The organism is Bacillus cereus group sp. MYBK222-1, assembly GCF_051916425.1.
In the GTDB taxonomy this organism is placed as follows: domain Bacteria; phylum Bacillota; class Bacilli; order Bacillales; family Bacillaceae_G; genus Bacillus_A; species Bacillus_A paranthracis.
In genome coordinates, this window is the sequence record NZ_JBQAGP010000002.1 from 729,002 (window position 1) to 752,511 (window position 23,510).

Sequence of the window (23,510 nt, forward strand, 5' to 3'; positions counted from 1 at the left end):
CTTTTAATTATTTCCTGCTTTTTTTCTAAAGAACACAAATGCCGCTGCTAGCATTAATACAAGACCAATTACAGTAAAGATCATTGTTCCGATGCCACCCGTTGCAGGTAAAATCCATCCACTCTTATTATTCTCTACAGTAAGTGTAATTGCTTTATGATTCGCATCAATTGTTATATGAATCGGCTCTCTTAATAGTTGATAGGATCCTGTTGTCCCATCTTCTTTTTCATAAGTTGGAGCTTTTGTCTCCACAATTTGATACTCACCATACGGTATTTTATTCCATTTAATTACACCATTTTTATCAGATGTGCCTACTACTTTCTTACCATCAATTTCGACTGGATTCCCTTTTTTATCTCGCAGTTCGAATTCCGCACCTTCTAATTTCTTCCCATCTTTCCCATCGACTTTCGTTAATGTAATGCTACCTGTTGTCGGTGTAACGATAACAGGTTTTGTTTCTTTTTCTTTTGTTACATCATCTTTATTTTTAAACTCAATTTTTGCTGTATTTGGAATTTCTGTACCTGTTTCTACCCCATCTCTAATCTGCGCTTTAATTTGCAAGTGGAGTTCTTTTTTACCGTTTAATTTAGAGAAGTCTTTTACAGCAGCTGTTACCTTTTGCCCTTCTACAGCTACTTCTACAACACTTTCATCTACTACTACACCATCAATTTTCACAACTGGTTTCCCTTGAATTTCTAATCGGCTATCTAATACATCTGTTACGATATAAGATTTATAATCCTTAATATCTTCCGGAATTAATGTTTTAATGTCATAGTTGTAATCTGTTTTCGTATTAATTGGTAAACTCTCTAAATCTCCATTAATCTTCTTATCAATTATTGGTTCTTCATAATTCTTCACTACAACTTTAACAATTTCACCAGAAGTAAGTGTACCATCTTCACTAATTACACCAGATTCTTTAATGAAGAATTCATACTTTTTCGGATCTAACACATATCCATCTGGTGCTTTCGTTTCTTTAAAGTAATAATGTCCATATGGTAAATTACCAATACGAATTTTACCATGTGCATCTGTTACAAGTCCTTTTTCTAATTCTGTACCATCTGCTTTAAATAAAGAGAATTCCGCGCCTTTAAGTACCTTGTCTTTCACACCTAATTTTGTTAACTCTACTGCGCCACGTTTTGTTTCATTTTTCGGATAAATATGAACATCATATGTTAATACTTTCCCATCTTCACTCGTCATTGGAATATCAACTGTGTATGTTTTTGGATTGATATTTACATGAGGTGGTCCAGAAATTTCTTTTACTTCATAACGACCTATTGGTAAATTATCAAAAAACGCAATTCCTTCTTCCTTCGTTGTAACTCGAATTGGTTGTGCACCTTCTACTGGCTTTACATCTTCTTTTGCAATTTTTCCGTCATTTGAAATTTTTTCAAATGATGCAACTTGTTTAATCTCAAAAGTAACTCCTGCTAAAGGCTTCGCATTTTTAGGAATTTGCACATTAGTAGTGCCATTTCCTTGTACAAGTGGACCATTAAAAGGGTCTTGCTCAAACTTATGAATTGTTAATGTGCCTTTATTTTTCGATTCTGCTTTTGTTAACATACTTGGTAATGAAGAAAACATAAGTATAGCAATTAAAAATATACTTAAAAACTTTTTCATTTTTCAATTCTCCTCTTTCGATTCTATTATTTTACTATTCTAGTTATTGCTATTTTGTTTGTGGAAAAATACAAGCAGTATTACAAGCATTAAAAATGCACCAATTAAATAAAATATATTTGTCCCTACTCCGCCGGTATTCGGAATTTCCCATTCACTTTTTCGATTTTCGACTTTTATCTTTTGCGTTGGTGTTGATGCCGTTACCTCTACCTCAATTGGATCACGTAACAACATATAACCATCCGGTGCTTTTACTTCTTTAATCGTATATTTACCAAACGCTAATTCCCCTAAAGTCGCCTTACCACTTTCATCTGTCGTTAGCTTACCTATTTCTTTTCCTTCTTGATTGAAAACGAGAAACTCAGCATGTTGTAGCTTTACATTTTCATCTTCCGCATCCACTTTCTCAATTTCAATTTTCCCGATTGATGGTGGAATAATAACTACTTCATTTGAACTTGTTGGCTTATTATCAAAAACAAGTTCTGCTATATTTGGTATACCGCCTTTTGCAATATACTTAGCTAGCACTTCTGCCGATGTACCTTCTACTATTTTGCTCTTAATATGCATCGTGTACTTTAACCCGGCTAAATATGAATATGAACCATCTTTCTTTTCTAAATCAATCGTTACTTTTTTTGTTTGTTCATCAATTTTAGGTGTTATTTTAACTTCCTCACCTTTTTCATTCATAAGTTTCACATCTAAAACTTCTAAAATATCCTCTAAATCATCTTGAAGAGTAACTTTCTCCAATTTTGTTGTATCATTACCAAATTGATACTCCACGTTCCACGTAAACTCTTCATTTTGCGCTTGCAATACGGCCTTTTCCACTTCTTTCTCATTTTGAGTAGAGACGGTTTTTATTACTTTCGGTTTTTCTTTCGGAGGAATAACATACACTTCATTAGATTTTACTGACTTATTATTTATAACTAATTCTGCTGTATTGGGAATTCCACCATTTACTATATATCGTGCCAATTCCGATTGCTTTACACCATCAGCGATTTTAGATGTAATGTGCATCGTATATACTTCATCTGTTAAATACTCATAACTTCCTTCTTTTTTCGGTACTTCAATCACTACTTGTTTCTTAATAGCATCAATTTTAGGTTTTACATTGACCACTTCACCTTTTTTATTTACAACTTTTACATCTACAATTGCTAAAATATCTTCTAAATCATCTTGCAACACGATAGAGTCGTATCCACTTGGTGCACTTCCAAATTCATATCGCACATTCCAACTAAATTTTTCTTTTACATTAGATAAAGTAGCCTTCTCTACGTTCTTTTCATCATCATCCGATACAGTTTTGTGTAGTTTTGGCTCTTCAATCGGTGGCTTCACAACAACCTTATTAGAAATTAATGGATTGTTATCTAAAATAAGCTTTGCGCTATTTGGAACTCCACCTTTGTCTAAGTAGCTTTTGATTACGTCAATATTTGTACCAGTCTTTATCCTCGCTTTAACCTTCAAATGATATTTTCCACCAGCTAAATATGCGTACGAATCATTTTGTTTCGGCAACTTATACGTTACAATTGCTTTCTCTTTGTCTATAACTGGCGTTACATTGACCACTTCACCTTTTTCATTCACTACATTCGTATCTAAGATTTCTAGAATATCCTCTAAGTCATCTTGTATAGTAATTTCTTGTTTTGCCTCTACATCGAATCCAAAATTGTAATTTACATCGTATACAAATTCTTCATGTAATGAATTTAGTAATGCTTCATCTACCATTTTTTGATCTGAATCTGAAACTTTTTTCGTTACAGCAGTTATACACTTTTCAGCGTTTTCACTTGGAGAAGCCTTCGCTACTGGAATATCAATTTTTTGATCTGATGAAATAAAATAACCATTTGCTACGTTAAACTCTTTTGACTGTGGTTTCGTCTCCTTCACCTTATAAATGACTTTATATGCTCCTTCTGGCTGGCCCTCTAAGTCTAAAACCAATTGATTCTCTTGTAGAACAGGTTTTGCATTCGAGCCTTTTGGTCCAAATACTTTCACATCTTCCACTTTCAAATCATTATTAACATTTAATATCATTTTGTCTTTTTCTTTTTTTGTAACCTTTGTGACCGTTTCAATTAAGTTTTTCGTAAACTCTTCAATATTATTTGCTAACACAAACCATTCCGGATTCGTCGCCATTTTCTTTAATTCTTGTCTCGCATATGGTCCTACTTCTCTTTCATATTTATCATAATATTGTGTAGGAGCTGCAAGTGAATCTTTATCTTCCCAAAAGGCTGTAACCAGTTTATAGCCTGCATTTTTCACTTTTTGAGCTTCACCAGTTACTTCTTTTAAAGCCCCCATATAATCCTGACCGTATTCACTTGATGTATAATATCGATCAACTCTATCTGTGATTTGATTGGTTAGCTTGTAAATATAACCATCTTTCCTAACGTTAGCAACACCATCTGTGATAAGTAAAAAAATCACTTCTCTATTTGAATCTGGTTGCCCTTTTGCTTTTTCATATTCATTTAAAGCAAACTGAAGGCCACTTGCAGTTGGTGTACCACTGTTCGGTTCAATTCTATTAACACCATTTTTCGCAGCTGAAAAACTATTACTTAATTGTGCTTGCAAAATCGTTTTAATTCCTGGTCCATTTGCTCCCCAAAGTGTATTCCCTTTACTATCTTTAAATCCTCGATAGTCTTGATAACTCGTGACCATTACACGATCAGTTTGAGGATCTAACTGATCAATAATTTTATTTAATGCACTTTTAACACTTCCGATTGTATCTTTAAAACTTCCACTTGCATCTTGCACAATAACAAGGTCCACTTTCTTTTTATTACGTGGCCATTGAAATGATAACTCTCCCTCATGTTCCCTTAAGCACATATTCCCTGTCGACTTAGTAGTTACCTTATGTTCTATCGCTTCTACTGTATTATTAGCAAATGCAACCATCCATGGGCTTACGATTTGAAATAATAGTAGAAGTATTAGCAAAGGTATAACATTCTTCTTCATTCTTCCATCCTTCCATTTAACATAAAATTATATCGCCCTATTTCCTCCTTTTTCGTTGAATTTAATTCCTTGACGCCCACAGTATAAACCTCCGCTCTGAACAAAAACTGAACAAAAAACGAAACCCACATATATTTCTACAAATCCCTATATATTACAAATTATTAAAAGTCACTTATACTAGAATTGATACATAATTACTGTAAATATTTTTAATTTAAAAATATTTAACAAAATAAAAATTGATTTTATCCCGCATTAACAGGTAGTAAGACCCCCACCTCAAAATTCAGCGGAAGTAAAGAAGTTAGGTGGGGATCAACTGCCCGTAAAAGCCCAATTGGTGAAGGCTAATAATCAGTGGAGGATGAACAAAACCCCCACTGATTAAAGTTTCACTTTATATAAAAATTAATTCATAACACGTTCTGAATTAGCATATGAGAGTTAAGTGTAAGAAGGAGGTAACGAATAATGAGAGCAATTATTATTGATGATGAACCATTAATACTCCAAAGACTCGAAAAGATGTTGCGAGAACTTCAAATTTTTCATGATATTGTTTGCTTTCATGACTATGAATCTCTTAATGTTTATAGTGAAGTTCATACAATTGACGTCGCTTTTCTTGACATCGAAATGCCGGAAAAAAATGGGGTTATGTTAGCAAGAGAACTTCAATTAAAGCATGAGAATATCAAAATAGTCTTCATTACTGGATACGAACGTTATGCAGTTGAGGCATTTGAAATTTACGCATTAGATTACATCATGAAGCCGATTACGAGGGAAAGATTACATAATACAATTGAGCGCCTTATGCAAAATACTACAAATACAAAATCAACTCTTCCTAAAATAAACACTTCGATACTCAATTGCCTTGGTGAATTACATTATGTAAATCACAAAACAAATAAAAAAGTTCCCGTAGAAAAATGGCGTACAAAAAAAGCGAAAGAATTATTTCTATATTTGGTTCATAATCGAAATAAAACTATTAATAGAGATACTTTAATTGAGTTACTATGGCCCAATATTGATTTAGAACAAGCAAGAGTAAACTTGCATTCAGCTATATACCAAATTCGCCGAACCATCCATTCTTATGAAATGGACATGAATATTACACGAGTAAATGATGGTTATAAACTTGAATTAAAAAACATTCTTATTGATGTTGATATATTTGATCAAGCAGCTACAGTCTTACCAAAAGAAATATGCAATGATACGCTAGGTGAATACATTACATTTCTCTCTTTATATAATGGAGATTATTTTAGTGGTACAGATTATTGGTGGAGTGAAGGAGAAAGGACAAGATTACAAAACTTATATTTTCAGCATGCCTTGTCTCTGTTTCATTTTTATATAAAAAACGAAAGTTATAATGACGCAATTGATATTTGTATACATTTACAATCTATCAATCCCTTCGAAGAAAGTACGTATGAACATTTAATTTCCTTATATGAAAAAACAGGGAATAAAATAGCAAAAAGGAATCAAGAAAAAATATTACATCAATTATTAACTGATAGCGAAATGACTACTATTTAAATTTTGCCTTCCTCCCCCACCCTATGCTACATTTAACCCGTTACATTACTATTAATAGGGTGGGAATACAAATGAAAAAACCTAAAATTGGAATGATTGGACTTGGAAGTATTGCACAAAAAGCTTATCTTCCAACACTTACAAAAGAAACAGATTGGAATTTTGTAGGGGCGTTTACACCTAACGCGGAGAAAAGAAAACAAATTTGTCAGCAATACCGCATTCAAGACTTCCATTCTATTGAAACGTTAGCTTCAGAATGTGATGCAATCTTCGTTCATAGTTCAACTGCTACTCATTATGAAATCGTTTCTGAACTTCTGAAAAAAGGAATCGATGTTTACGTAGATAAGCCGCTAGCTGCTACAGTGGAACAGGCTGAAAAACTAGTCGAGTTGAGCGAAAAATATAACCGAAAGTTAATGGTCGGATTTAATCGCCGCTTCGTTCCTATGTATGTTGCGGCAAAAGAGCAAGCTCATCATATTTCATGGATTCGAATTGAAAAGCATCGTACAAATAAAGTCGGGCCCTATACGTACGACTTTACGATGTTAGATGATTACTTACATATTGTAGATACTGCTCGCTGGTTAGCTAACGATGAGCTTAACGTCGTTCATAATATGATGCAAATCAATGAAAAGAATGAACTTCTTTACGGACATCATACATATACAACGCCAAGTGGACTGTTACTTTCTACCGCAATGCATCGCCATGCCGGTACAAATTTAGAACAAATTGAACTTGTCACAACAGGAAAAATCATTCGCGTAAAAAACATGAACACATTTGAAGTTGAGCAAGAAAATGCAGTTTCTCAAATTGGTTCCCCATCATGGGATACGACGTTAAAACAACGTGGTTTTGAAGATGCTGTTCATCATTTCATTGAATGTGTGCAAGGAGATACAAAGCCTGTTGTAGATGGATTAGAAGGATTAAAAACGCAGCAGCTTTTGCAATCTCTGCTGAATAATGTAAACAAAAATTAAAACGGATACATTTTTCAGAATTTACTTTCATTCCCATTCCCTCTTTATTTCTCTCGAAAATTTCTATAGAATATGTTGATAGGAATTATAAATTTCATAATGAATCGTGGAAAGGATGGGATTAACACATGTGGAACGAGTTTAAGAAATTCGCGTTCAAAGGGAATGTCGTTGATTTAGCTGTCGGGGTTGTAATCGGTGCTGCATTCGGTAAAATCGTTAGTTCTTTAGTAAAAGATGTTATTACACCATTACTTGGTATGGTATTAGGTGGCGTTGACTTTACAGATTTAAAACTTACATTCGGTAAGTCATCTATTATGTACGGTAACTTCATCCAAACAATTTTTGATTTCTTAATTATTGCAGCGGCTATCTTTATGTTCGTTAAAGTGTTCAACAAACTAACATCTAGAAAAGAAGAAGAAGAAGAAAAAGAGGAAGAAATTCCAGAACCAACAAAAGAAGAAGTTCTTCTTGGCGAAATTCGCGACTTGCTAAAACAGCAAAACTCTTCTAAAGATAGAGCATAATTGAACGGATAAAAAGGCATGTCCCGAGAGGGACATGCCTTTTTTATATGCTATAACGTTTCCGAATTCATATGAATAAATAAAATAATACCAGCAACCATAAGTACCATAATACTACTTGCAAATAGTGTAATTCCCATAAACATTAAACTTGTGCTCATATCCACCGATACACTTTCAATAAAAATAGAAATTACATACGTGATAAGGGCAATTCCTGCAAGAATACTTCCTGGAACAAATCGCTTTAAACCATTTTGTTTTAACGTCATATATGCAAAAATAGCAGTCATACAAAGCGTAATTATCCAAAGAACGATCATCTCTTCTCCCCCCTCACAAGCCTTTTCTTTCTATTATACATGACATTGCCCTATAATAGTTATTTTTACACTTATGTGACATATAACAAGGAATCATACAATCTATATAGAAGTCTTCCAGATAAGCTATAGTACTTGGGAGGGTTTCAATTGGAAGATGATATTGTAGGATACTTTAAACAAGTAGAGCGATATGATTATATTATAATTGACTTAGACAAAAAGTTTTTTTACATGGAAGTTGTACAACTAAAAACAAATATAACTTCGCTAAAAATATCACTTAACTTAGATAAAGATGAAACTATTATTGCTGGCAATGTGAAACAATATGATCCTTCTAGGTTAGAACAATTCATACAAAGCTTTAAACACACTGCACAAACATGTCTTGCACATAATTTACGAAGTCCTGAAGAACTTTTTGCATTTTGGAAAGGAAATTGACCACTAGAAACAAATGGATATTATTCGTATAATTTGATATAATTACCATATATAAATATTCTTTATAAGGGAGTGTTCATAATGATTTGGATTTCACTAATCGTATTAGCCTATTTCATCATTCTCGTCCCAATACAGTATAACTACATTAAAATACTCAAAGAAAAACAGAAGAAAATGAATATGTCACAAAACGAACTATATGACAACATGTCTTATGAAGAATCCCAAATACATTACCATTACCAAAGTAACGTATTTACAATACCTGCTTCACTTGTCGCAAGTATTATTTATAGAGTGAAACATGCAGCATAATATGTACGCTGTAAAATTATTGTTTGAATCTGTTCATTCTGGTGAGCCTGATCCTACGAAAATGGATGAGCATTATGAAGAAAATCACGATACACTTTTTGAAGAAAGTATTATTCTTGTTAAGGCACACAGTTTTGAAGAGGCCCATGCACTAGGTGAACAAATCGCTATACAGTCTGAGCATACGTACGATAATATGTACGGTGAGCAAATAACATGGACGTTTCGAAAACTGTTGCATGTATTTGAATTAGACGATACACCATTTGAAACTGGAAAAGAATTATACGCAAGATTTTTACACGTTAAGAAAAATGAAACGGTGGATACTGTAGTAAAAGCATACTATCCTGAATACGAATAAAAGCTCACAGCAATCGCTGTGAGCTTTTTTTATACTTACTTCGTTGAATCTCTAAATTGGATACGGTGAGGTAAGATAACAGTGTGATCTTCCACTTTTTCTTTGTTCATATACTTTGTTAATAGACGCATTGCTACTGCACCGATATCATACATCGGTTGTACAACTGTTGAAAGTTGTGGACGAACCATTAATGCAAGGCGTGTATTATCGAAACCAAGTACTTCTACATCAGTTGGTACATTTAATCCAGTGTCTTGTGCTGCGTGGATTACACCTAGTGCCATTTCGTCAGAAGATACGAAGATCGCTGTTGGCTTTTCATCAAGGCTCCAAAGCTTTTCGAATGCTTCGATACCTGAGTCATATGTGTAATCTCCATCGATTACAAGATTTTCATCATATGAAATACCTGCTTCTTCTAGAGCTTTTTTATAACCTTGTAATTTCTTCGCGCTTCCCGCTTTATCAATGAAAGGACCAGAGACGAAACCGATACGCTTATGTCCTTGTTCAATAAAGTGCTTCATTGCGTCGTAAGCTGCTTGTGTATAATCAATGTTTACTGATGGCGTTTCATTTTGCTCATCAAATGACGCTGCTAATACGATTGGTACTGGAGACTTTTTAAATTCTTCAATGTGAATGTCTGTAATATCTTCACCCATGAAAACAATTCCGTCCACTTGTTTTCCAAGCATCGTATTTAATAAATGGAACTCTTTCTCTTTGTTTTGGTCAGAGTTACTTAAAATGATGTTATATTTGTACATTGTTGCGATATCTTCAATTCCACGAGCAAGTTCTGCATAAAACGTATTTGAGATATCAGGAATAATAACACCTACTGTAGTTGTCTTCTTACTTGCTAATCCACGTGCTACCGCATTTGGGCGGTATCCTAAACGATCAATTGCTTCTAATACTTTCTTTCTTGTTGTAGGCTTTACATTTGGGTTACCGTTCACAACGCGTGACACGGTAGCCATTGAAACGTTCGCTTCGCGCGCTACATCATATATTGTTACGTTCATCTCATCGCACACTCCTTCTATTTTTGCTATCTATTTTTATGTATCGGTTACTTGAATGAAAAAAAGACATCAACTCTATTTGCAGATGCCACCAATCGTCCCGAGTTCTTCCTTTTACTAATGATACGATAAAAACGCAGGGTCATACAATATTTTCCCGCAAAAGTTTCGAAAAAATTCGCTTCTTTTCTCGTATTTTCGTATTTTTCATGAAAAAAAGGGCATTTTTTGTAAAAATATAGATGTTTCATAAGTAGAAATCTTATTTTAAGCAGTCCACTAGCTAGTAATTGAAATTTATATCAGCGATTTTTTGAATATATCGACTTACCAACAAAAATCGACAATGATAGGCATTTGATGCGCTGGATCTGGAAGTACTCTACAATTGGCAATAGAAGATCCCATCCCCCTGTAGAATGCGTTACATCGACAATGCAAGGGGTAAATTGAGATTAGTACAGCGGAAATATGGAGCGTATTACGTGACACCTTGTCCCATCGTCCCCTTTCATTTACAGTAAAAAAAGACAGTTTAAACACTGTCTTTTTTTATAAGAAGGAAACAAACGGTTTATCGCTGTTTTTCTCTTTTATAACAATTGCCTCAATTTTATTCTCGGACTTTATCTGCAATTGTACTTTTGCATCTTTCGGTAATTGGTCTAACATACTTTGAGCGGCGAGTTGAGTAAGAGCCATTAATTCTGTTTTACCGTTATATTTAATAACAATATCCATATTTAATGTATCCATTTGATTTTTCTTATAAGAAACTTTAGCATTTACTGGGATAAAGTCTCCAGGAGAAAAACCTTTCATTGCCTCAGCAAATTTATTTATTTTTTCATTATCTTCTCCATGTGCTTGTGTAAATTCATCGGAAGGATATGAATACGCTTTTTCTTCAATTGCATTCCAATTTCCAAGGTTCGTATCATTCTTTTGAACGGTAGCACTAGCAATATACGTGCCATTTTTTAAAGAACTTGTACTTTCTTGCTTAAAGATAGCAAACGTAATTGGGGATTTATTATACTTGTCATTTTTATGAATAGCTTCAATAAGTTGCTTAGCAACTTCAGTCCCCTTAGACATTGCCTCTTCATTGGATACACTTGAAGACATAGCTAACCCAATTACAACGCCAGATAAACTTAATTCATTTGAATTCTGTTTCCCGAAATAGTCTTGTTCTATAATATTTGTCAAAACGGGTGCTTCTACTTTTGCGACTAGTTCATCAACTAACTTCTCAGGAATATACTGATTTAATTGAAGCACATGGTTTTCTGTATCAAATTGCTCTTTTGCAATATTCATTAAACCATTTTCATACTCTGCTAAATCTAATTTAGAATTTGTTTTTACATTAGCTGTATTTATAACCTTTTGTTCTTTTAAAGGAATTACAGTTCTATAATAATCTTTAGAAACAGCAGTTCTCGGAATCATGCTTTTTTCTTTCGTATCTTTCTGTATAACTTCATCCTTCTTACTAATCGTATCATTACTACAAGCTCCTAGTAATAAACTTACGACTGCGAAGGATAATGCCATTTTCTTCATTACTTAAAACCTACTTTCAACAATCTAGTTATTTAGTTTGAACTATTAACAGTTTACCATTAAATATATTTCAACAAAAACAAAAAAAAGAAGCAAGCACCTTTTGCTTGCTTCTTTTTACTTAATATTCTCTTCTAAAGCATCTTTTTTTATGTTCCAATGAGACGTATTCCATACTACCATCCCATCTTTTATGTATAACACTTGCGGAGATTCATGTTTAATGCTGTACTGTTCTGCAACACGATTCGAAACATCTCTCGCATCTTGTACGTATAAGTAATACGCTGGTACCGCTCTTTCTTCACTACAATAAGCTTGAAATTCTGTATAGGCACCATGACTAATCGGGCATGTCGTACTATGTTTAAAAAGAACATAAGGCTCGTTTTTTTCTACTAGTACTTCAAGCTCTTCAATTGTTTCAAGTTTTGTCATATTCATTACGATTCACCTCTCATACGAAGTCTAGAGCGCTTTTCTTTCTTTTCAGCTTTTTTCTCGAGTCTTTCTAATTTACGTTCTTCTTTTTCAACCTTTTTCTCTTGTCTTGTCGCACGATAATGATTGTATACTTCAATTGCTGCGCTACTCCACTGTACAACTTGCGCTACTTTATCTGCATTATTTTCAATTTCATCCGTAACAGACTCTGATACATTACGAAGTTTCGTATTTAAAGAATGGATTGTCGTTCCAATTCCATCTACACCCGATACTACTTTATTTAATGATTGTGACTTCTGTTGAATGTCATCAGCTAACGCATTTGTTTTATGTAATAATTGCTCCGTCTCTACGCTAATCCCTTGCATTTGCTTTTCTAAACCTTCTAACGTGCTTGCAACGTTTTCTAACGTCTTCTGAACCGATAACAACGTTCTGCATACATACACTACTAATACAGCGAAAGCAACCGCGATAATAGCTGCACTTACATATAAAAGAACTTGCATTTCATCACTTCCTTTATCTTTTTCATACTTTCCCCTATTATACAATCATTTTCCGTTTCGTTCTAATCCCTATCTTTCCATTAGAATTTTCATACTTATTCGTTAACTTTAACATAAATGATTCAACAAATTCCACTAAGTAGGTTACAATAGGAGAGGATACATAATTAGTAGGGAGGCTTTACATATGAAAGATCCACGCATTGAAAAGTTAGCATACAATTTAATTAACTACTCTATTCGCTTACAAAAAGGCGAAAAAGTATTAATTGAAAACTTTGGCTTACAAAAAGAACTTGTAACTGCACTTGTTAAAGAAGCATATGCAGCTGGTGGTTTCCCATTCGTTTCTTTAAAAGATCATCAAGTAGATCGCTCTTTATTAATGGGTGCTACTGAAGAACATTTTGAACAAATCGCAGCCTATGAAGCAAACGTAATGAAAGATATGGACGCTTATATCGGTCTTCGCTCTGGCGATAACATTAACGAACAAGCTGACGTGCCAAGTGAAAGAATGCAAATTCACGGTCAAACAGTTGGTAAGAAAGTTCATAGAGACATTCGCGTTCCAAAAACACGCTGGGTTGTTCTTCGCTACCCAAATGCTTCTATGGCACAGCTTGCGAAAATGAGCACAGAAGCTTTCGAAGACTTCTACTTCGAAGTATGTAACTTAGACTACGGTAAAATGGATAAGGCGATGGATAGCCTTGTTACATTAATGAATAAAACAGATAAAGTGCGCCTAACTGGACCTGGAACTGACTTAACATTCTCTATTAAAGACATTCCAGCAATTAAATGCTCAGGTCATTTAAACATTCCAGACGGTGAAGTATACTCTGCACCAGTTCGTGATTCTGTTAACGGTACAGTTTCTTACAACACGCCATCTCCTTACAACGGTTATACATTTGAAAATGTACAACTTAAATTCGAGAACGGCCAAATCGTTGAAGCAACTGCAAACGATTCAGAACGCATTAACAAAATCTTCGATACAGACGAAGGCGCACGCTACGTTGGTGAGTTCGCAATTGGCGTAAACCCATACATCTTACATCCAATGGGAGACATCCTATTCGATGAAAAAATCGATGGCAGCTTCCACTTCACTCCTGGACAAGCTTACGACGATGCATGGAACGGTAACAACTCGAACATTCACTGGGATTTAGTATGCATCCAACGCCCTGAATACGGCGGCGGCGAAATTTACTTCGACGACGTACTAATCCGTAAAGACGGACGCTTCGTTGTACCTGAATTAGAAGCTTTAAACCCAGAGAACTTAAAATAATGAAAAACGCTCGGGATTTTTTCCGAGCGTTTTTTTATCTTCACTCTATATTGAGCTACTTTTCTCACTTTTTGTTTGCTGGAAGTGAAAATAATACAAAAGCGCCACTGCAATAGTACCAATCAATATAGGAACATATAAAGGCAGATCCCATTTCATATATACTCTAGTGCAACCAACAAGTACAAATAATATTTCCAAGCAAAACAAAGGTTTTACATATTTCATTTCTTCCCTACCATTTCTATTTTCACATGTGGATTCTCTTTCTCAATAAGTGCCAAAAATTCAGTCATATGTTGCGGCATCGCAACCATATGTACTTTGTATGCATTCGTCGTAATTTCAAGGTAGTTTCCAACTTGACGAACAACTCTTATATCTTTTAATACAACATCATCATTTAAAATACCGTACTTTAATACACCATCTTCTACTTTATGCTTTTTAATAAATACTTCCCAAACGAGTGGTACATTAACAAGGAAGCATAAACTCATCCCAATTAACGCTGTCATCCACTGCTCTTTATTTGCGACAATCATGACGAGTGGATACACAAACATAAAAGCTAACGTGAGACAAACGAAAATGACTAATGACTTACTTCTTTGAATCGGAAAGTTCATACACGCACCCCCTAACCTAAATTATACCACTTTTTCCATTTTAGTTCATAAAAAAAGGCCATTTCTACATGACCTTCTTAAACAATATATCTATAAAATTTCTTATCCACCTGCAACACTGGAAAACTTTTTGGCAACTCATCTATACTCACACTTTCAAAACCATTCTTTTCATAAAAGCGATGCGCCGCTAAAAATTTCACTGTCGTTCCTAAGTAAATATCCTTCAGCTTTTTATTCTCAGCCCACGAAATTGCTGTTTGGAGCAACTTATGTGATGCACCCCACTCTTTTCCCCGAAATTCTTTTTTTACGAACATTTTTCTTAACGCTACTTGATGATTCCCAATATCTAATAAAGCTACTGTTCCAACTACTTTACCATCATAAATTGCTACCCAAAAGTTGCCATGATTCCTTTGATAAAATGTTTCTATTTCAAGCAGGTCCGGCTGCTCTTCTTTCATAATGGGGACATTGTACTCTTTTTGCTGAATATGAACGATAAGGTTTACTACTTCCTCTTGAAATGTACTTTCATACGGAACAATATGAATCTTCTCGTTCATCGAATCTCCTTCCACTCTGAAGCTAATAAACTATATACAGCGATATCGTGGAAGTGATCGTATAGCCATTCTTCATCTCTTAAAATACCATCTAACTTAAATCCTAAACGCTCTGGGATCGCGCGGCTTTTCACATTTTCAACACCGCATCTAATTTCCATTTTATTTAATTTTAAATTCTCAAATGCATAGTGAAGTACAGCCTTCACGCTACGCGTCATAATACCTTTCCCGCCAGCATCTTCTGCAAGATAATATCCAAGACTCGCCGCTTTCTTCCCCCAGCTCACTGGATGAATACCTACCATCCCAACGAGCTTTCCTTTATAACGTATACCACTTTCAAAACCGTCTCCCTCTGCAAACTTCTTTAACCACATCGGACAAATCTCATTATAAGCATCAGCAGATTTCGTCCCATCTACCCAAGGAAGCCATCTTCTTAAATGATTACGGTTTTGATTTATTAATTGATATAGTTCCTCTTTATGATGTTTTTCTAGTAATTGTAGTTCGATTTCGTCATCTACCCGGAGTGTGAACATGTTTTTTAGCTCCCTTTTCATTTTTCTTATTATTCTAACATTTCTAAACGAAAAATGTTAAATATTCACACTTTCTTTTGATTTTATTTGTATAAAACCTGATGAACACAATACTCCCGTAATAACCAATAGCATCCCTATACATTGTGCGGGTGCTATATTTACTCCCTCTAAAAAAGAAATAATCATTGTAACTACAGGCACTAGATTAAAAAATAAAGATGTCCTTGCTGCACCAATTTGAGCAATTCCATTATTCCACCATAAGTAACCAAGCACACTCATTCCAATTGCCATAAAGAGAATCGCTCCCCATGCCAACAAAGGAATTTCTAAAACTGTTACTATACTTTTTTGTGTAGAAGATATGATCATAAAGGCAAGTGCACCAATAGTCATCGTATATGTCGTCGTTTGTATTGGATTACCAGTTTTAATAAACTTTCTGCCTAGTACACCGTATAACGCCCAGCAAATATTTCCTAATAAAATATAAAAATCCCCTTTTGAAAATGATAAATTTTGTATTGCGGTAAACGAACCTTGCGTAAGCACAAAAACAACACCAATTAGTGCAAGTAACATTCCAATACCTTGGCGCTTTACTATTTTCTCCCGTAAAATAACACTTGCTAACAGCGTCGTAACAAGCGGGTTTGTCGCCATAATAAGTGCACCATTCATAGCTTCTGTATGTTTCATTCCTAAAAAAAAAAAAAAGAAGTTAAAACCGAATACACCAACAATGCCTAACAAAAGGTAATAGATCCTGTTTTGCCTCCATACCTCCACCTCAAAATCTTTTCGTATTTTTAACAGACATAACATCACAAATGCAGCAATCCCAAAACGCCATGCTGCTATATGAATCGCTTCGAAATACTGCACCGCATATTTCGAAGCATTAAATGTTCCACCAGTAAATATCGCAAATCCTAATAACTGCGCATATACTTTATTTTTCATTGTCGGCCTCCAAGTCTTTTCCTTCTAGAAAACCGTAATAGATTTCTAACTTCTCTTCTGTTAGCTGGACAACTTTTCGCAATTGTTCTTGCTGTTCTTTTAATCTTTCTAAATGAGTTGTTAAAATTGAAATTCTCTTTTTTACTTTCGCTGGCACTTCCTCTTTCCTCTGCCTAATTTCCTCTATAATGCATCCATCACTTGCAAACTCAGCCATCTCTTCTAATGACATTCCAGTTTGTTTTAATGAACATAAAAATTTTAATAGGCGCACATCACCTTCTGTATATTGACGAATCCCGCTATTTCGCGTTGGTGGTGGTAATAATCCTAATTTCTCATAGTAACGCAAAGTATGAATACCCATCCCTGTTAATTCTGCTACTTCACCGATTTTATACATGTTCTCTCCCCCTTGTTTTTACATATTCATCTTACAACCTAGAGTTAGCTCTAGGTCAATACAGAAATAAAAATCCACTATATATGATTGATATCTAGATATGAATCGTATATAGTTAAAGTATGGAAAAAAATGATAATTTTATAATTCAATTACGTAAAGGTGTTTTTGATCTCGCTATTTTATCCTTAATAAGTAAACAACCTATGTACGGATACGAAATTACAAGTGCATTACAAGAAATCCCTGTATTTCATATCCCCAATGGCTCGATTTATCCTATATTAAATCGAATCACGAAAAACAATTGGGCTGTTTCCTATTGGGAAGAGTCTGGTGATGGCCCAAAAAGAAAATACTATCGCATTACAGACGAAGGGAGAGAAATTTTACATAGTCGCTTACATGATTATGATGCCGTGTATCAAGCTCTAATGTTACTAGCTAAAGGAGAGGATAAAAAATGAACAAGGAACAATTCTTTGCAAATGAACTCATTATTTCTTTCTTACACGATTTTCAGAAAGGTTTAATGAACTTACCTACATCAGCACGCGAACAACATGTGCTAGAAATTAAATCTGATTTATACGAAAATGCATTAAGTAAAGAAAGTGAAGGGATACCATCAGCAAGCATCCCTTCACAAGTGATTGCAGAATTTCTTCCTCCAAAAGAACTAGCAAAGGAAATTGCAGCAGAATATATCGACGTTATTCAAGATGTACAGCAATCTACAAATACATTTATAAAATATTATTCTGGCCTATCTATCGGTCCACTTGGTGCTCTATCAGTACCTATTGTACTAGGCTTCATCAATATTTCAGCTAATTTGCCATTTGTACTAGCTTTTATAGCAAGTAACATTTGGTTCATCTGTAGAGAAAACCATTGGAATACAGACTTATTAAAATACTTTAAAACAATAATTTCCATTAGCTCAAGGCTTTTAATCGCTCTTCCATTTTCATTTTTCGCAATTCGCATCATCATAACAAAACAATTCGATATGTTTTCATTCTATTATTTAATTGGATATGTACTTTTTAGTTCAATTTATATCGTTTTGTTAAAACAACTCTACAAAAAGAATAAACAATACCAACCTATCCATGGTTTTTAAATATATCGAACACAACAAAAAAGACGCACAGCTAAGCTATGCGTCTTTTCTATTATTTCTCTGCAACTTGAACTTCTTTTACGTAAGCTGCTTCGAATTTTTGGATGTCTCCTGCGCCCATGAAAATGAGAACGCCGTTTTTATGTTTCTTTAATACATCCGTTGTTGTATCTGTAATTAATTCTGCACCGTCAATACGCTTTTGCAGATCTTCGATTGTTAATTCACCTTTGTTTTCGCGCGCTGATCCGAAAATATCACATAAGTATACTTGATCAGCTTTGCTTAGGCTTTCAGCGAACTCATCTAAGAACTTTTCTGTACGTGAGAATGTGTGCGGCTGGAATACAGCGACAATTTCACGCTCTGGATGTTTTTGACGAGCGGCTTCAATCGTTGCATTAATTTCTGTCGGATGGTGTGCGTAGTCATCAATAATAACTTGCTCTCCCATCGGCTTCTCATTAAAGCGACGTTTTACGCCTTCAAAAGTTGTTAACTGATGCTTAACTGCTTCTACATCAACATTTTCATAATGGCAAAGCGCGATTACTGCTAATGCATTTAATACGCTGTGATTGCCGTATCCTGTAATTTTGAACGTGTCATAGTACGTATTACGAACGAATACATCGAAAATAGTACCATCTGTTCTCTTTTGAATGTTACGTGCTTGGAAATCATTATCTTCTCCAAATCCATAGAAAATAACAGGTACTTTCGCTTGAATTTTTTGAAGTTCTTCATCATCTCCACATGCAATAATGCCTTTTTTCACTTGCAATGCCATCTCTTGGAATGCACTGAATACATCATTGATATCTGTGAAATAATCTGGATGATCAAAATCAATGTTTGTCATAATCGCATAGTCTGGATTGTAAGACAAGAAATGACGACGATACTCACAAGCTTCAAATACAAAATACTTACTATTTTCTACCCCATGCCCTGTTCCATCTCCAATAAGGTAAGATGTAGGGTGTGCACCTTGCATTACATGGGCTAACAAACCAGTTGTTGATGTTTTTCCATGTGCACCAGTTACAGCAACACTTGTGTATTGGTTCATAAGGTCACCTAAGAAGTGATGGTAACGATGTACTGGGATGTTTAATTCTTTTGCTGCTACGATTTCTTCATGCGTATCAGGAAATGCATTTCCTGCAATAATCACTTGTCCTTCTTTTACATTACTTTTATCAAAAGGAAGAATCGAGATACTACGCTTTTCCAACGCTGTTTGTGTAAAGAAACGCTTTTCATAATCAGACCCTTGAACAGTATGCTTCATGTCATGAAGAATTTGCGCTAATGAACTCATTCCTGTTCCTTTAATTCCTACAAAATGGTAAACTGTCATCTTAAAGAACCTCCAACATTTCGAACTAATACAACGGCCTATCTATAAGACAGTATATGAATCTTTTCTTATTTTGGTAATCATCATACATTTTTGATGTAGTGAAGTTATTCTTCCCTTCACTTATCAGGATAAACTCGTACGTACTTCTTTTTTATGTCCATAACAAATCCATTATAGCAAAAAAGAAGCCGCTATACTATGATAACAGAAAAACTGATAGGGTCAATCACCTATCAGTTTTTCTCTCTCTTACATATCTTCTCTTTTTTCTAATTGAACACGTTCTAGACGTGGGTTTGGACGATATTTACGACCAGCTTTCGCCTCTGGTTTTCCATTTAATTCTACGTTATCACCAGTAAAGCCAATATTCATTTTTAATAAGCTACTTCCTACTCCGTATATATCAACAGGTACGTTTTGAGCTTCAAATTCACGAATACGTTTCTCATCAAATCCACCAGTTACAACGATGTCTACATGCTGGAATCCTTCTTCATCAAGTGCTTTACGAAGTGCGAATACAAGCGATGGGTTTACACCACGTGGATCGAATGTTCCAAGTACTTCTGGGTGGCGAATGAAGTATTGATCAATCATCGTGCGAGACGTATCTACACGTACACCTTTTAATGTTGATCCAAATTCACGTGCTACGCGAAGTGCATCTGTAATGACATCATTGTTGTAATCAATTAATACAACTAATTCATCTTCTGGGAATTTTTTATGATATGCTTTTGCCGCTTCCACAACATCACCATTAAACATTTGAATTAATGCGTGAGGCATTGTCCCCATACCACTTTTGCCCCACCATTCATTCATCGCATGCGTCGCTTGTGCGCTCATACCACCGATGTATGCTGCATAACCGTCACCAGCTTGTTGTGTATAATGATCATCACGGTCTCCCATGAAAATAACTGGTTTTTCTTTATCTACGCTACGCGCAGCTTGGACAACGTTATATACGTTTGTTGCAACCGATGTACGACGAGCTAAAATCCCATCAATAACACCTTCTAAAAATCCGAAATTTTCATAAGGACCATGAATTGTTAACACTGTTTCAAATGGACTAATTTTATCGCCATCTTTTAAAGAGTTAATCTCAAGTTCCTCAGGATTTTTAGCGAATGTTTGTAGCAATGCAATAACTTCATCTGTTCCGCAAAGAACTGCATTTTCCTTTTGGAAAAATTGCATCGTTACAACACTTTTCGGGCGAAATTCTTCGATGATTTCTCTAGTCTTTAAAAAGTAAACGGCAGAGAACCAACCTTCTCCAACGCGTTCGTCAAATTTAAATGTTTTATTTGTTAGTCTATTTATTTCACCTTTTAATTTTAATTCAATTTCTTTCATGTCGCTTTACTCCCTACTTTACTATCCAACATTTTCTCTTAGTATACAGCAAAACCGTTTACTATACATTTGTTTCCTGCATAGCGGCAAATTCATCCTCAGAAATAAGGACATCTCTTGGCTTCGTTCCTCTTGCTTCAGAAATAATTCCTTGCGATTCCATCTCTTCAATGAGACGTGCCGCGCGATTATAACCGATGCGGAATTTTCGCTGTACAGAAGATGTGGACGCTCCCCCTTGTTCTACAACAAATTGACATGCATCAAGGAACAATTCGTCTTCCGACTCAGCCTGTTCTGTTTTCGCTAATAAATCCTCTTGCTTAAATAAGTAATTCGGCTTCATTTGCTTTTTCACATGATCAACTGTCTTTTCAATCTCATCATCCGATACATATACACCTTGTACACGAACTGGCTTAGATGTACCGTTCCCTAAGAATAACATATCACCACGGCCAAGTAATTTCTCCGCGCCCCCAATATCAATAATCGTACGCGAATCAACTTGAGACGATACTGTAAACGCAATACGCGTTGGAATGTTTGACTTAATTAAACCTGTAATAACATCTACAGATGGACGCTGCGTCGCTACTAATAAATGAATACCACAAGCACGTGCTTTTTGCGCAATACGACAAATCGCTTCCTCAACATCACCAGGTGCTACCATCATTAAATCGGCTAGCTCGTCAATGACAATAACGATATAAGGTAATGTCTCTCCCGGAATTTCTCGCTCACTTACAATCGTATTGTAACGAGTTAAATCACGAGCTCCTGCGTGCGCAAATAATTCATAACGGCGCTCCATTTCTTCAACTGCCCATTTTAATGCAGCTGTCGCTGCTTTTACATCCGTAATAACAGGTGCTACAAGATGTGGAACAGAATTGTATGGTGCAAGCTCAACCATCTTCGGATCGATTAACATTAACTTCACTTCATGTGGTTTCGCTTTATATAAAATGCTCGTTAAAATGGCGTTAATACACACACTTTTACCTGAACCTGTTGCACCTGCAATAAGTCCGTGTGGCATTTTTCGAATATCCGTTACAATTGGATCACCTGAAATATCAAGTCCAAGCGCAACCGTAAGCGGTGATTCACTCTTTGTAAACACAGGACTTCTTAAAATTTCACGAAGAAATACTGGCTTACTTTCTTTATTGGGAACTTCGATTCCAATCGCACTCTTCCCTGGAATCGGCGCTTCAATACGAATATCTTTCGCAGCTAAACTTAGCTTAATATCATCACTTAAGTTTGTAATTTTATTTACTTTTACACCTGGGTCTGGCTGTACTTCAAAACGAGTTACTGCTGGACCTTGCGATACATTAATAACATGTGCGCCAACGTGGAAATTATTAAACGTTGTATCTAATAATTCTTTCTGTTCTTCCAACCATTCCGTATTATCTAACGCTGCTTGCTGCGGAATCGATAGTAATGTTAATGATGGAATCGTATACGTCGGTGGCGTTTGCAATACATTGCGCACATCATTCTCTCTTTGATTTACAACATATGCTTTCTCTTCTACTTCCGTACTTGAAATTGGCTTTTGTACTTGCTCTGCCACTACTTGTTGTACTGGCTGCACTTGTGGCTCCACTACTTGCTGCATTGGCTTTTCTTCCACTTGTGGTTCCACTACTACTTGTTGCATTGGTCTTTCTTCCACTTGTGGTTCTACCACTACTTGCTGCATTGGCTTTTCTTCCACTTGTGGTTCTACCACTACTTGCTGCATTGGTTTTTCTTCCACTTGTGGTTCCACTACTACTTGTTGCATTGGTTTTTCTTCCACTTGTGGCTGTTCTTCTACTTGATGTACAGGCTTATTCTCTACTCGTTCACTCATAGAAGGTTGCATTGCATTCGTTCTAGACGCATGTCTTTCCATTAATCGCGCTCTATCTTGTTTCAACATAACAACATTAAATGGTACGTGACGCTTTTTCTCACGTTTTGGTTCTTCTTTTTGTACAACTGGTTGTTCTTCTACAATCGGTGTTTCTTCTGCAACTGGTTGTTCTTCTACGACCGATGTTTCCTCTGCAACTGGTTGTTCTTCTACGACCGGTGCTTCTTCTGCAACTGGTTGTTCTTCTACAATTGGTGCTTCTTCTGCAATCAGTGCTTCTTCTACAATCGGTGCTTCTTCTGCAACTGGCTGTTCTTCTACGACCGGTGCTTCTTCTGCAACTGGCTGTTCTTCTACGACCGGTGCTTCCTCTGCAACTGGCTGTTCTTCTGCAATCGGTGCTTCTTCTACAACTGATTGTTCTTCTACGACCGATGTTTCTTCTGCAACTGGTTGTTCTTCTACGACCGGTGCTTCTTCTGCAACTGGTTGTTCTTCTACAATTGGTGCTTCTTCTGCAATCAGTGCTTCTTCTACAATCGGTGCTTCTTCT

Annotated in this window: 25 protein-coding genes; 9 read left to right on the top strand and 16 right to left on the bottom strand. The window is 35.4% G+C overall.

The features are described 5' to 3' along the window. Positions 1 to 3: 3 nt before the first annotated feature. Together ACTFR9_RS15795 and ACTFR9_RS15800 are read right to left on the bottom strand one after the other, a co-directional pair. Positions 4 to 1,665, bottom strand: coding sequence for a SpaH/EbpB family LPXTG-anchored major pilin (locus ACTFR9_RS15795; protein WP_229136264.1), 1,662 nt, complete (start codon positions 1,663 to 1,665; stop codon positions 4 to 6). 39 nt (positions 1,666 to 1,704) lie between these two features. Beyond that, positions 1,705 to 4,701 (bottom strand): isopeptide-forming domain-containing fimbrial protein, encoded by a 2,997-nt coding sequence (locus ACTFR9_RS15800; protein WP_229136265.1) that lies wholly within the window; start codon positions 4,699 to 4,701, stop codon positions 1,705 to 1,707. Positions 4,702 to 5,175: 474 nt separating this feature from the next. Between ACTFR9_RS15800 and ACTFR9_RS15805 the strand changes: the two genes are divergently transcribed. The 3 genes from ACTFR9_RS15805 (at position 5,176) to mscL (ending at position 7,795) form a co-directional block, all read left to right on the top strand. Further along, entirely contained in the window at positions 5,176 to 6,264 is a 1,089-nt protein-coding gene (locus ACTFR9_RS15805; RefSeq protein WP_098671930.1) for a response regulator, read from the top strand. A 71-nt stretch (positions 6,265 to 6,335) separates the two neighbouring features. Then, the gene (locus tag ACTFR9_RS15810; RefSeq protein WP_000743065.1) at positions 6,336 to 7,262 is read left to right on the top strand and encodes a Gfo/Idh/MocA family protein; all 927 of its coding nucleotides are present in this window, start codon (positions 6,336 to 6,338) and stop codon (positions 7,260 to 7,262) included. 128 nt (positions 7,263 to 7,390) lie between these two features. Further along, positions 7,391 to 7,795: a large-conductance mechanosensitive channel protein MscL gene (gene mscL / locus ACTFR9_RS15815; protein ID WP_000267019.1), complete on the top strand. Its 405-nt coding sequence runs from the start codon at positions 7,391 to 7,393 to the stop codon at positions 7,793 to 7,795. A 50-nt stretch (positions 7,796 to 7,845) separates the two neighbouring features. On the opposite strand, the gene ACTFR9_RS15820 is transcribed toward mscL, so the two are convergent. Further along, positions 7,846 to 8,118 (bottom strand): DUF3917 domain-containing protein, encoded by a 273-nt coding sequence (locus ACTFR9_RS15820; protein ID WP_000636593.1) that lies wholly within the window; start codon positions 8,116 to 8,118, stop codon positions 7,846 to 7,848. Positions 8,119 to 8,268: 150 nt separating this feature from the next. Between ACTFR9_RS15820 and dhp61 the strand changes: the two genes are divergently transcribed. The 3 genes from dhp61 (at position 8,269) to ACTFR9_RS15835 (ending at position 9,247) form a co-directional block, all read left to right on the top strand. Continuing rightward, the gene (gene dhp61 / locus ACTFR9_RS15825) at positions 8,269 to 8,565 is read left to right on the top strand and encodes a protein Dhp61 (protein WP_000389135.1); all 297 of its coding nucleotides are present in this window, start codon (positions 8,269 to 8,271) and stop codon (positions 8,563 to 8,565) included. 81 nt (positions 8,566 to 8,646) lie between these two features. Then, positions 8,647 to 8,883 carry a DUF3949 domain-containing protein gene (locus tag ACTFR9_RS15830; protein ID WP_000637881.1) on the top strand — a complete coding sequence of 79 codons (237 nt, stop codon included), beginning with the start codon at positions 8,647 to 8,649 and terminating at the stop codon, positions 8,881 to 8,883. Position 8,884: 1 nt separating this feature from the next. Next, positions 8,885 to 9,247 carry a DUF4288 domain-containing protein gene (locus ACTFR9_RS15835; RefSeq protein WP_033671966.1) on the top strand — a complete coding sequence of 121 codons (363 nt, stop codon included), beginning with the start codon at positions 8,885 to 8,887 and terminating at the stop codon, positions 9,245 to 9,247. 35 nt (positions 9,248 to 9,282) lie between these two features. Here ACTFR9_RS15835 and ccpA read toward each other — a convergent pair whose 3' ends face one another. The 4 genes from ccpA to ACTFR9_RS15855 all read right to left on the bottom strand — a co-directional run bounded on the left by ccpA (position 9,283) and on the right by ACTFR9_RS15855 (position 12,806). Then, positions 9,283 to 10,281 (bottom strand): catabolite control protein A, encoded by a 999-nt coding sequence (gene ccpA, locus ACTFR9_RS15840; protein ID WP_001103296.1) that lies wholly within the window; start codon positions 10,279 to 10,281, stop codon positions 9,283 to 9,285. 552 nt (positions 10,282 to 10,833) lie between these two features. Beyond that, a complete protein-coding gene (locus ACTFR9_RS15845; RefSeq protein ID WP_000738019.1) occupies positions 10,834 to 11,850 on the bottom strand; it encodes a CamS family sex pheromone protein in 1,017 nt (338 codons plus the stop codon). Positions 11,851 to 11,967: 117 nt separating this feature from the next. Next, positions 11,968 to 12,294 (bottom strand): bacillithiol system redox-active protein YtxJ, encoded by a 327-nt coding sequence (gene ytxJ, locus ACTFR9_RS15850; protein WP_001057466.1) that lies wholly within the window; start codon positions 12,292 to 12,294, stop codon positions 11,968 to 11,970. Beyond that, positions 12,294 to 12,806 carry a DUF948 domain-containing protein gene (locus tag ACTFR9_RS15855; RefSeq protein WP_001197726.1) on the bottom strand — a complete coding sequence of 171 codons (513 nt, stop codon included), beginning with the start codon at positions 12,804 to 12,806 and terminating at the stop codon, positions 12,294 to 12,296. The genes ytxJ and ACTFR9_RS15855 overlap by 1 nt, the downstream gene beginning before the upstream one ends. A gap of 187 nt (positions 12,807 to 12,993) precedes the next feature. On the opposite strand from ACTFR9_RS15855, the gene ACTFR9_RS15860 reads away from it, so the two are divergent. Further along, positions 12,994 to 14,109 carry an aminopeptidase gene (locus ACTFR9_RS15860; RefSeq protein WP_000654722.1) on the top strand — a complete coding sequence of 372 codons (1,116 nt, stop codon included), beginning with the start codon at positions 12,994 to 12,996 and terminating at the stop codon, positions 14,107 to 14,109. 45 nt (positions 14,110 to 14,154) lie between these two features. Here the strand turns inward: ACTFR9_RS15860 and ACTFR9_RS15865 are convergent, their stop codons facing one another. The 6 genes from ACTFR9_RS15865 to ACTFR9_RS15890 form a co-directional block, all read right to left on the bottom strand. Beyond that, the gene (locus tag ACTFR9_RS15865; RefSeq protein ID WP_000878351.1) at positions 14,155 to 14,337 is read right to left on the bottom strand and encodes a hypothetical protein; all 183 of its coding nucleotides are present in this window, start codon (positions 14,335 to 14,337) and stop codon (positions 14,155 to 14,157) included. Next, entirely contained in the window at positions 14,334 to 14,738 is a 405-nt protein-coding gene (locus tag ACTFR9_RS15870) for a PH domain-containing protein (RefSeq protein ID WP_073536121.1), read from the bottom strand. The genes ACTFR9_RS15865 and ACTFR9_RS15870 overlap by 4 nt, the downstream gene beginning before the upstream one ends. A 77-nt stretch (positions 14,739 to 14,815) precedes the next feature. Then, positions 14,816 to 15,307 (bottom strand): GNAT family N-acetyltransferase, encoded by a 492-nt coding sequence (locus ACTFR9_RS15875; RefSeq protein WP_001003093.1) that lies wholly within the window; start codon positions 15,305 to 15,307, stop codon positions 14,816 to 14,818. Next, positions 15,304 to 15,852: a GNAT family N-acetyltransferase gene (locus ACTFR9_RS15880; RefSeq protein ID WP_000494672.1), complete on the bottom strand. Its 549-nt coding sequence runs from the start codon at positions 15,850 to 15,852 to the stop codon at positions 15,304 to 15,306. The genes ACTFR9_RS15875 and ACTFR9_RS15880 overlap by 4 nt, the downstream gene beginning before the upstream one ends. Positions 15,853 to 15,909: 57 nt before the next feature. Continuing rightward, entirely contained in the window at positions 15,910 to 16,818 is a 909-nt protein-coding gene (locus ACTFR9_RS15885) for a DMT family transporter (RefSeq protein ID WP_374877933.1), read from the bottom strand. Beyond that, entirely contained in the window at positions 16,808 to 17,221 is a 414-nt protein-coding gene (locus ACTFR9_RS15890) for a MerR family transcriptional regulator (protein ID WP_000276595.1), read from the bottom strand. Before ACTFR9_RS15890 ends, ACTFR9_RS15885 begins: the two co-directional genes overlap by 11 nt. A 122-nt stretch (positions 17,222 to 17,343) precedes the next feature. On the opposite strand from ACTFR9_RS15890, the gene ACTFR9_RS15895 reads away from it, so the two are divergent. After that, a complete protein-coding gene (locus ACTFR9_RS15895; RefSeq protein WP_000414143.1) occupies positions 17,344 to 17,688 on the top strand; it encodes a PadR family transcriptional regulator in 345 nt (114 codons plus the stop codon). After that, on the top strand, positions 17,685 to 18,347 hold the full coding sequence (locus ACTFR9_RS15900) for an HAAS signaling domain-containing protein (protein WP_001031376.1): 663 nt from the start codon (positions 17,685 to 17,687) through the stop codon (positions 18,345 to 18,347). Before ACTFR9_RS15895 ends, ACTFR9_RS15900 begins: the two co-directional genes overlap by 4 nt. A 52-nt stretch (positions 18,348 to 18,399) precedes the next feature. Here the strand turns inward: ACTFR9_RS15900 and murC are convergent, their stop codons facing one another. The 3 genes from murC to ACTFR9_RS15915 form a co-directional block, all read right to left on the bottom strand. Then, entirely contained in the window at positions 18,400 to 19,710 is a 1,311-nt protein-coding gene (murC, locus tag ACTFR9_RS15905; RefSeq protein ID WP_000219470.1) for a UDP-N-acetylmuramate--L-alanine ligase, read from the bottom strand. Between the two features lie 252 nt (positions 19,711 to 19,962). Continuing rightward, a complete protein-coding gene (locus ACTFR9_RS15910; RefSeq protein ID WP_000658369.1) occupies positions 19,963 to 21,081 on the bottom strand; it encodes a nicotinate phosphoribosyltransferase in 1,119 nt (372 codons plus the stop codon). Positions 21,082 to 21,142: 61 nt separating this feature from the next. Further along, the coding region (locus ACTFR9_RS15915; RefSeq protein ID WP_440048999.1) for a DNA translocase FtsK at positions 21,143 to 23,510 on the bottom strand (2,368 nt) is incomplete at its 5' end.

Bases quoted from the DNA above. Each gene is read 5' to 3' on its own strand.
- ACTFR9_RS15875 (WP_001003093.1), bottom strand. From the start codon at position 15,307: ATGAACGAGAAGATTCATATTGTTCCGTATGAAAGTACATTTCAAGAG.
- ccpA (WP_001103296.1), bottom strand. From the start codon at position 10,281: ATGAACGTAACAATATATGATGTAGCGCGCGAAGCGAACGTTTCAATG.
- murC (WP_000219470.1), bottom strand. From the start codon at position 19,710: ATGACAGTTTACCATTTTGTAGGAATTAAAGGAACAGGAATGAGTTCA.
- ACTFR9_RS15910 (WP_000658369.1), bottom strand. From the start codon at position 21,081: ATGAAAGAAATTGAATTAAAATTAAAAGGTGAAATAAATAGACTAACA.
- ACTFR9_RS15820 (WP_000636593.1), bottom strand. From the start codon at position 8,118: ATGATCGTTCTTTGGATAATTACGCTTTGTATGACTGCTATTTTTGCA.
- ACTFR9_RS15845 (WP_000738019.1), bottom strand. From the start codon at position 11,850: ATGAAGAAAATGGCATTATCCTTCGCAGTCGTAAGTTTATTACTAGGA.
- ACTFR9_RS15830 (WP_000637881.1), top strand. From the start codon at position 8,647: ATGATTTGGATTTCACTAATCGTATTAGCCTATTTCATCATTCTCGTC.
- ACTFR9_RS15810 (WP_000743065.1), top strand. From the start codon at position 6,336: ATGAAAAAACCTAAAATTGGAATGATTGGACTTGGAAGTATTGCACAA.
- ACTFR9_RS15880 (WP_000494672.1), bottom strand. From the start codon at position 15,852: ATGTTCACACTCCGGGTAGATGACGAAATCGAACTACAATTACTAGAA.
- ACTFR9_RS15870 (WP_073536121.1), bottom strand. From the start codon at position 14,738: ATGAACTTTCCGATTCAAAGAAGTAAGTCATTAGTCATTTTCGTTTGT.
- ACTFR9_RS15895 (WP_000414143.1), top strand. From the start codon at position 17,344: ATGGAAAAAAATGATAATTTTATAATTCAATTACGTAAAGGTGTTTTT.
- ACTFR9_RS15890 (WP_000276595.1), bottom strand. From the start codon at position 17,221: ATGTATAAAATCGGTGAAGTAGCAGAATTAACAGGGATGGGTATTCAT.
- ACTFR9_RS15855 (WP_001197726.1), bottom strand. From the start codon at position 12,806: ATGCAAGTTCTTTTATATGTAAGTGCAGCTATTATCGCGGTTGCTTTC.
- ACTFR9_RS15860 (WP_000654722.1), top strand. From the start codon at position 12,994: ATGAAAGATCCACGCATTGAAAAGTTAGCATACAATTTAATTAACTAC.
- ACTFR9_RS15795 (WP_229136264.1), bottom strand. From the start codon at position 1,665: ATGAAAAAGTTTTTAAGTATATTTTTAATTGCTATACTTATGTTTTCT.
- ACTFR9_RS15800 (WP_229136265.1), bottom strand. From the start codon at position 4,701: ATGAAGAAGAATGTTATACCTTTGCTAATACTTCTACTATTATTTCAA.
- ACTFR9_RS15885 (WP_374877933.1), bottom strand. From the start codon at position 16,818: ATGAAAAATAAAGTATATGCGCAGTTATTAGGATTTGCGATATTTACT.
- ACTFR9_RS15835 (WP_033671966.1), top strand. From the start codon at position 8,885: ATGTACGCTGTAAAATTATTGTTTGAATCTGTTCATTCTGGTGAGCCT.
- ACTFR9_RS15805 (WP_098671930.1), top strand. From the start codon at position 5,176: ATGAGAGCAATTATTATTGATGATGAACCATTAATACTCCAAAGACTC.
- mscL (WP_000267019.1), top strand. From the start codon at position 7,391: ATGTGGAACGAGTTTAAGAAATTCGCGTTCAAAGGGAATGTCGTTGAT.
- ytxJ (WP_001057466.1), bottom strand. From the start codon at position 12,294: ATGAATATGACAAAACTTGAAACAATTGAAGAGCTTGAAGTACTAGTA.
- ACTFR9_RS15865 (WP_000878351.1), bottom strand. From the start codon at position 14,337: ATGAAATATGTAAAACCTTTGTTTTGCTTGGAAATATTATTTGTACTT.
- ACTFR9_RS15900 (WP_001031376.1), top strand. From the start codon at position 17,685: ATGAACAAGGAACAATTCTTTGCAAATGAACTCATTATTTCTTTCTTA.